Source organism: Paenibacillus sp. p3-SID1389 (assembly GCF_025151705.1).
In the GTDB taxonomy this organism is placed as follows: domain Bacteria; phylum Bacillota; class Bacilli; order Paenibacillales; family Paenibacillaceae; genus Fontibacillus; species Fontibacillus phoenicis.
In genome coordinates this window covers 46,207-53,624 of record NZ_JALXVO010000027.1, presented here as the reverse complement: position 1 = coordinate 53,624, position 7,418 = coordinate 46,207, and the positions used below count along the sequence as shown (strand labels likewise).

The window sequence follows — 7,418 nt, the reverse complement described above, 5'->3', positions numbered from 1 at the left end:
CCACTTTTTCAATTTCATATTTCACCTTATTGACGGGATGTAGCTCAGCTTGGTAGAGCACCTGGTTTGGGACCAGGGGGTCGCATGTTCGAATCGTGTCATCCCGACCATCTCTTTAAGGTGCGGGTGTAGTTCAATGGTAGAACTCCAGCCTTCCAAGCTGGTAGCGTGGGTTCGATTCCCATCACCCGCTCCATACATAACAGCAACATCATCGGATAAGATGATGTTTTTTGTTATAATTTTAACCTTATTACCATTGCGGCCTTCCTCCCGGGTATAAAAGTTTTCTATCGACGCCTTATACCCTTGCGTTTTACTGCTTTACCGTGTTAAGGTAAGTAAAGTTGCGACGGAATCGAATCCGCAGTCATAGCGTCCAAGAATTTCTTACAAATTAAGTGAAGATTTTCAGGTCAGTTTGTTGTATGATGTTAGGAAACGCTTGGCGCACGTCATTAGGTCTAACCGACAAAGATCATGACCATGCTGAATTTAGCATGCTGCATTGGGATGAAAAGGGGGAGAAACATGACAGAGTTAACGGTTACCGCAGGTAAAGGCAACTCGAATAACCTGCTTCGGCGCGACATTCGTTTTTTGGGCAATATTCTAGGAGAGGTCCTGGTGCATCAGGGCGGCAATGAGCTCTTGGATATTGTCGAGAAGATACGTGAAGCCAGTAAATCCCTGCGGGCTGTATTTTTACCGGAGTTACATGAAGAGTTTAAGGGAATGATCAATTCTTTAGAACCCGGCATCCGTCATCAGGTGATTCGTGCATTTGCGATCTATTTCCAATTAGTGAATATTGCGGAGCAGAACCACCGCATTCGCCGTAAACGCGATTATGAGCGTTCTGCAGGGGAAGAGGTTCAGAGCGGTACGATCGAGGCCGCTGTCCGCGATTTGAAGGAACAGGGTTTTAGTTATAGCGAAGCTCAGGAGCTCCTGAGCGGCATGTCTCTGGAGCTGGTCATGACCGCCCACCCAACGGAAGCGATGCGCCGTGCGATTCTGGACATCCACAAACGGATCGCTGACGATGTCATGCAGTTGGATAACCCCACGCTGACCTTCCGCGAACGGGAGCAATTGCGGGAGAAGCTGCTTAACGAGGTCATTACCCTTTGGCAGACCGATGAATTGCGGGATCGCAAGCCTACCGTACTGGATGAGGTCCGAAATGGGATGTACTATTTTCACGAAACCTTATTCCATGTGCTGCCTGAGGTTTATCAAGAACTGGAACGCTGCCTGACCAAATACTATCCAGAGCACTACTGGCACGTCCCAACGTACTTGCGCTTCGGCTCGTGGATCGGCGGCGACCGGGACGGAAATCCTTCGGTAACCTCCGACGTGACCTGGGAGACGTTGCGGATGCAACGTAAACTGGCGGTGCGCGAATATCAGCGGATTTTGTCCGATTTGTTCAAGCACCTTAGCTTCAGCACCACCATCGTGGACGTTACGGACGAGCTGATGGCTTCCATTCAGCGGGATCGCCTGCAAGTGACCCTGCGCAAAACGCAGCAATGGAACAACGAGAAGGAACCTTACCGTATTAAGCTGACGTATATGACGGAGAAGCTGCACAATGTTCTGGATGATAGCACAAAGGATACGCCAGAGCGTTATCCAAACGTAGAGGCATTTATCCAGGATTTGGAAATCATCGACCGCAGCTTGCGTCATCACTACGCAGACTATGTGGCGGATACGCATATCAAGAAGCTGATCCGTCAGGCGGAGCTGTTTGGCTTCCATACTGCCACGCTGGATATCCGTCAGCACAGTAAAGAGCATGAGAACGCCATGACGGAAATTTTGGCGAAAATGAATATTGTGGAGAACTATGCCGAGCTGGAGGAGCAAGAGAAGATTCAACTGTTGGAACGGTTGTTAAACGACCCGCGTCCATTAACTTCTCCTTATCAGGATTACTCGGAGAGCACAAGAGAATGTCTGGACGTATATCGTACGGTGTATCAGGCGCAAAAAGAATACGGCACACAGTGTATCACCAGTTACCTGATTAGTATGACAGAGGCGGCCAGCGATATCCTTGAGGTCATGGTCTTCTCGAAAGAAGTAGGCTTGTTCCGTAAAGAAGCGGACGGTACCGTCGTTTGCACGCTTCAATCGGTTCCGCTGTTCGAAACGATCGACGATCTGCACGCCGCACCAGGCATTATGCGTCAGTTGTTCAGCATGCCGATTTACCGGGAGTCGGTGGCGGCGATGAACGATCTCCAGGAAATTATGCTCGGCTACTCCGACAGTAACAAAGACGGCGGCGTAGTTACAGCAAACTGGGAGCTGCGCGTAGCCTTGAAACAAATCACAGCGACGGCCAATGAATTTGGCATTAAGCTGAAATTCTTCCACGGGCGCGGTGGCGCGCTTGGCCGCGGCGGCATGCCGCTCAACCGCAGCATCCTCGTGCAACCGCCGGAGACGATCGGCGGGGGTATCAAGATCACGGAGCAAGGCGAAGTGATCTCGTCACGTTATTCCTTGCGTGGTATCGCGTACCGCAGCTTGGAGCAGGCGACTTCGGCGCTGATCACCGCAGCGATTCAAGCGAAGCTGCATCAAGATCAAGGGCCAAGCGCAGAAGAACAACGCTGGGAAGAGATCATGAGCGGCATTTCCGAGACATCGCTTCAGAAATATCAGGACCTGGTTTTCCGAGAGCCGGATTTCTTGAAGTTCTTCCGTGAGTCAACGCCATTGGTCGAAGTGGGTGAGCTGAATATCGGCTCCCGTCCATCCAAGCGGAAGAACAGTGATCGGTTTGAGGATTTGCGGGCAATTCCTTGGGTGTTTGCCTGGACGCAAAGCCGGTATTTGTTCCCGGCATGGTATGCGGCTGGAACCGGCCTGTATAATTTCTATCAAAATAATGAAGAGAACCTCAAGGTTCTTCAGGATATGTATCAGAACTTCTCGTTCTTCCGCACGGTGATCGATACCTTGCAATTTGCGTTGAGTAAAGCGGACTTGGTCATCGCGAAGGAATACGCCAAGATGTGCAAGGATGATGAAGTGAGGGAGCGGATCCTGGGTCAAATTGAAGAGGAATTCCATTTGACGCGGGAAATGGTGCTGAAGATTTGCGGGATTTCAGAAATTTTCGACAACCTTCCTGGCCTGCAAGAATCAATCCGATTGCGTAATCCTTATGTTGATCCGCTGAGCTATTTACAGGTGCAGCTGTTAACGGAATTGCGGTCTGCGCGTGAAAAAGGGCAGGATGATGCCGAACTGTTACGTGAAGTGCTGCTTACAATTAACGGAATTGCTGCCGGACTCCGGAATACGGGCTGATCCATTATTGGCTCAGGATAGGGATGCCAAGCCAGACCTTCTTCATAAGAAGGTCCGGCTTTTTTGCTGTTGGCTTGGCTGGATGTATTGCATTTTGGGATAAGTTGCTTTAACATTTGAATGAAGTGCCGACGACTGGAAGTACCCTTTCAAGGATTTAATGGTCAGGATTCGGATCAAGGACGACCTATTACATTGCCTTAGACCAAGGGACGAATAGCCGGACAGGCAGGGTACAAGTACCTGAGCCCTTCCAACCGATTTGGGGGAAAATATGGTGGTGGAACATTTCGATGCAAGACTGGTGAAGCTGGCCCGTAAAGGGGATCAGGAAGCCTTCGCCGAACTTGTTGATCTATATAAGGATAAGCTTTATCATCTCGGATACCGGATGCTGTCCAACCGGCACGAAGCGGAAGATGTCGTGCAGGAGACGTTCTTAAGGGTACATAAACACTGGAACCGCTACGACGATAAACAGAAGTTCTCAACCTGGATTTACCGGATCGCGACGAACTTGTGTATTGACCGACTGCGTAAGCGGAAGCCAAGTTATTACTTGGACGCGGAGATGAACGATCAGGATGGCTTGGACGGATACACTCTGATTCCTGGGGATGAACGGACACCGGAAACGGAATACTTGCTGTCGGAAACGCAGCTAACGATTCATCAAGCGATCGAAGGCTTGCCTGCCAAATATAAGTCGGTGATCGTGCTCCGTTATTTGCAGGAACTGTCGCTGCAGGAGATCAGCGAAGTTTTGGATATGCCGGTGACCACGGTGAAGACGCGGGTTCACCGCGGACGCGAATTTTTACGTAAAAAACTGGAGCATAAAATGCTCTGAAATTTGGGCTCCGCCCGGGGAATTATTTTTTGAAACGAATTCTGTAGCATTACGTATTGTAAGGTAGGATGTAGGACGACTATGATCTTAGCCGTGCCTTCCGCATTTCGCATAGATTGATACTACTGAAAGGATTGGCTGATATGGAATGCAAACATGCCTCATCTTTGATGCATGATTATCTGGACGGCGAATTAAGCCGCGACCAAGCCGAACAGCTGAAGCAGCATCTAGACGAGTGTCCGGATTGCCTCAAGGAATTCAGGGAATTGGAACGAACCGAAATGATGTTGTTTGCCACCATCAAGCAGCATAGCAACATCTCGGCTCCCGATGAACTGGTGAACCGGATCATCAGTCAGATTCCAAGTCAACCCAAACAGCAGGCATGGATCCAGTGGATCAGACGCCATCCGGCGTTGACAGCGGCAGCAATGTTCTTGCTGGTGATGTTATTCAGCGCGGTATCGCTTTGGGATAGCGACGATCAGCTGGTCGTAAAAGGAGCGGGTCTGGATCAGGTCATCATTCAGGGCGATACGGTCACGGTACCAAGTGACGCCGTGATTGCCGGGAACTTGACCATTGAGAACGGGAAAGCCGAAATCTATGGTGAAGTTCAAGGCAACCTAACCGTAATTGATGGCTCCTATTACCAAGCCTCCACGGCGCATATTTCGGGCGAAGTTAAACAGATCGATCAAGCGCTGGACTGGATCTGGTACCGGATCATTAATACGTTTACGGAAGTCGCCTCTAGGTGATCGTAAGGCGATAATGAGTTTTTGGGCGCCCTTCCATCGGGAATTGGCGCTTTTTTTATTTTTTGGGACCAGGTAAAAATTTGCAATCGTTACGAAATGAACCTATTTTTGCTGGACGCTTGCATCTGACATGTGAACGTTATAACCTAGTATTTAGGGGAAACTTATAGAGACAGGCGTGAATGAAGCTGTACATATTGTTTCCTTGTTGGCGGGCCAAACGTCCGCAAGGAACTTTCCGGGGGTCGCAGCATGAACTATTTTGCGAATTTGACTTGGCAGGATACCATTAAGGATGTCATCGATATCCTAATTGTTACCTATATAATATATCACTTGATTTTGCTTGTCCGCGGAACACGGGCCGTTCAGTTGCTCAAGGGAATTTTAGTTCTGGTCTTTATTTGGGCCGTAAGTACCTGGTTCGACTTGTATACGCTGAAATGGCTGATGAATCAAATGTTTACGTTTGGCGTGCTGGCGATCTTCATTATTTTCCAACCGGAGCTTAGACGTGCGCTGGAGCAGCTTGGCCGGGGCAAGCTGTTCGGGCGAAACAGCGCGGACGAGGAAGAGTTTGGCAAAGAGATCGGTGAAATTATTAAAGCCGTGAATTATTTATCGCGCCGGAAGATTGGGGCTCTGATCGTGTTTGAACGCGATACGGGGTTAAATGAATATACCGAATCGGGAATTCCGATGCAGTCGATTATTTCTTCGCAGCTGCTGATCAACATCTTTATCCCAAATACGCCGCTTCATGATGGAGCCGTGATTATTCAAGGCCACCGGATCTCTGCGGCCGCCTGTTATTTGCCGCTGTCGGAGAATCCGTTCATCAGTAAGGAGTTGGGTACAAGGCACCGGGCAGCGATCGGAATTAGTGAGGTCGGAGATGCTGTCTCGATCGTCGTATCGGAGGAGACGGGACAAATTTCGCTTGCGATTGACGGTCAGGTCGTCAGGGACATTAACGAGGAGTCGTTGATTTCCAAGCTGTATGCGGAATTAGGTCCGAACTCGCGCACCCAAGATAAGCGCAGCCCGTTCCGTAGACGGAAGGAGGCCGACAAAAATGGATAAATGGCTAACTCACAACAATTTTGCCAAGGTCCTTGCGCTGGTGTTTAGTATCATGTTGTGGGCGATGGTTCATTTGGACAGCGGGACTCCCGTAGACTCCACTACCTTGGCGCAGTCGCGTTACATCGACAACGTCAAAATCGAAGTGACCGGATTTGACGAGGACAAATACGTTTTGTACGATCTGGATCCCAGCACCGTGCGTATGGAAGTGAAGGGGAAACGGATCGATTTGACGACGAATTTCTCGGATTATAAGGCGAGGCTAAATCTGGAAAATCTGGGACCTGGGACATTTACCCTTCCTTTAACCCATGAGCTTCCTCCTGGGGTCCAACTGGTCTCCATGGAACCCTCCATCGTAAAGGTAACGATTGAAGCGAAGGAAACCCGGACGATTCCCGTGACCATTGTCACGAAAGGGGAGCCGGCCGACGGTTTAGTGCTTGGGACGCCAATTGTTGCCGGGAGCGGCACCGTTGATGTGACCCTGCCGGCGAGTGAGGCGCAGGAGCTGAGCAAAGTCGAAGGTACGGTGGATGTGACGGGACTGAAGGAATCCGTTAAAGGCAAAAGCGTCAAACTGACAGCATATGATAAGCAAGGGATGCCCATGGAGAATGCGAAGATTTCACCTAGTTCCGTGGTTGTAGACATCCCAATCAATAAGCTATACAAAAATGTGCCGATCGAAATACGCAAAACCGGGCAATTACCTTCCGGATACGTCTTAACCGATGTGGATATTGACGTAGAGGGAGTCGTTCTATACGGTACAAAGGAAGCGTTGGAGGGTATATCCTCCTATCCGTTGACGGTGGATCTAAGCCGTTATAACGGTTCGAATGAGACTAAATACTCGGTGGACTTGACTCCTCCAAAAGGTTTTGAGAAAATCGAGCCGAGCTCTGCCACGATCACATTGCATGTAATGCCCGGAGGACAGAAGCAGCTGGACGACATCCCGATCACGTTGAAAAATGTCGGATCCATGTACGATGTCAAGTGGATCCGGCCAACTGAGCCGAGCTTGAGTCTGACAGTGATTGGGGCCAGCGTGGTGTTGGACGCGCTCCAGCCGGAGAACATTCAGTTGACCGCTGATCTCGCACATCTGGGGGCGGGGACGCATACGATCCCGATTGAGATTAAATTGCCGGAGGGTGTGGCTCTGGCCGACCCGAACACTTCATTGTCCGTGGACGTGGAGCTGACGGAGAAAGGAAATCCAACCTCCGGTGTTCCTGTGGAGCATCCAAATCCGTCAGACGGTACACAAAGCCCAGCCGGTAATGGATCATCGCATGGATCGCCATCTCATCAAGAGGATGGAAGCAATGCGACAGACGACGATACCTCAGGGAACGGTAATGGCACGTAACATGAAC

The 7,418-nt window shown here is 50.0% G+C and carries 5 protein-coding genes and 2 tRNA genes; all 7 read left to right on the top strand.

What is annotated here, in order from left to right:
* Positions 1-33: 33 nt before the first annotated feature.
* The 7 genes from M3G15_RS12755 to M3G15_RS12725 all read left to right on the top strand — a co-directional run bounded on the left by M3G15_RS12755 (position 34) and on the right by M3G15_RS12725 (position 7,411).
* Positions 34-110 (top strand) — tRNA-Pro (locus tag M3G15_RS12755).
* A gap of 12 nt (positions 111-122) precedes the next feature.
* Positions 123-196: transfer RNA gene (locus tag M3G15_RS12750), tRNA-Gly, on the top strand.
* A 335-nt stretch (positions 197-531) separates the two neighbouring features.
* Positions 532-3,333, top strand: coding sequence for a phosphoenolpyruvate carboxylase (ppc, locus tag M3G15_RS12745; protein ID WP_260071140.1), 2,802 nt, complete (start codon positions 532-534; stop codon positions 3,331-3,333).
* A 274-nt stretch (positions 3,334-3,607) separates the two neighbouring features.
* Positions 3,608-4,183: an RNA polymerase sigma factor SigW gene (gene sigW / locus M3G15_RS12740; RefSeq protein ID WP_260071139.1), complete on the top strand. Its 576-nt coding sequence runs from the start codon at positions 3,608-3,610 to the stop codon at positions 4,181-4,183.
* Between the two features lie 143 nt (positions 4,184-4,326).
* The gene (locus tag M3G15_RS12735) at positions 4,327-4,947 is read left to right on the top strand and encodes a zf-HC2 domain-containing protein (RefSeq protein WP_260071138.1); all 621 of its coding nucleotides are present in this window, start codon (positions 4,327-4,329) and stop codon (positions 4,945-4,947) included.
* A 252-nt stretch (positions 4,948-5,199) separates the two neighbouring features.
* Positions 5,200-6,030, top strand: a complete 831-nt coding sequence (cdaA, locus tag M3G15_RS12730) for a diadenylate cyclase CdaA (RefSeq protein WP_009226540.1) — start codon at positions 5,200-5,202, stop codon at positions 6,028-6,030.
* The gene (locus M3G15_RS12725; protein ID WP_260071137.1) at positions 6,023-7,411 is read left to right on the top strand and encodes a CdaR family protein; all 1,389 of its coding nucleotides are present in this window, start codon (positions 6,023-6,025) and stop codon (positions 7,409-7,411) included. Before cdaA ends, M3G15_RS12725 begins: the two co-directional genes overlap by 8 nt.
* Positions 7,412-7,418 lie beyond the last annotated feature (7 nt).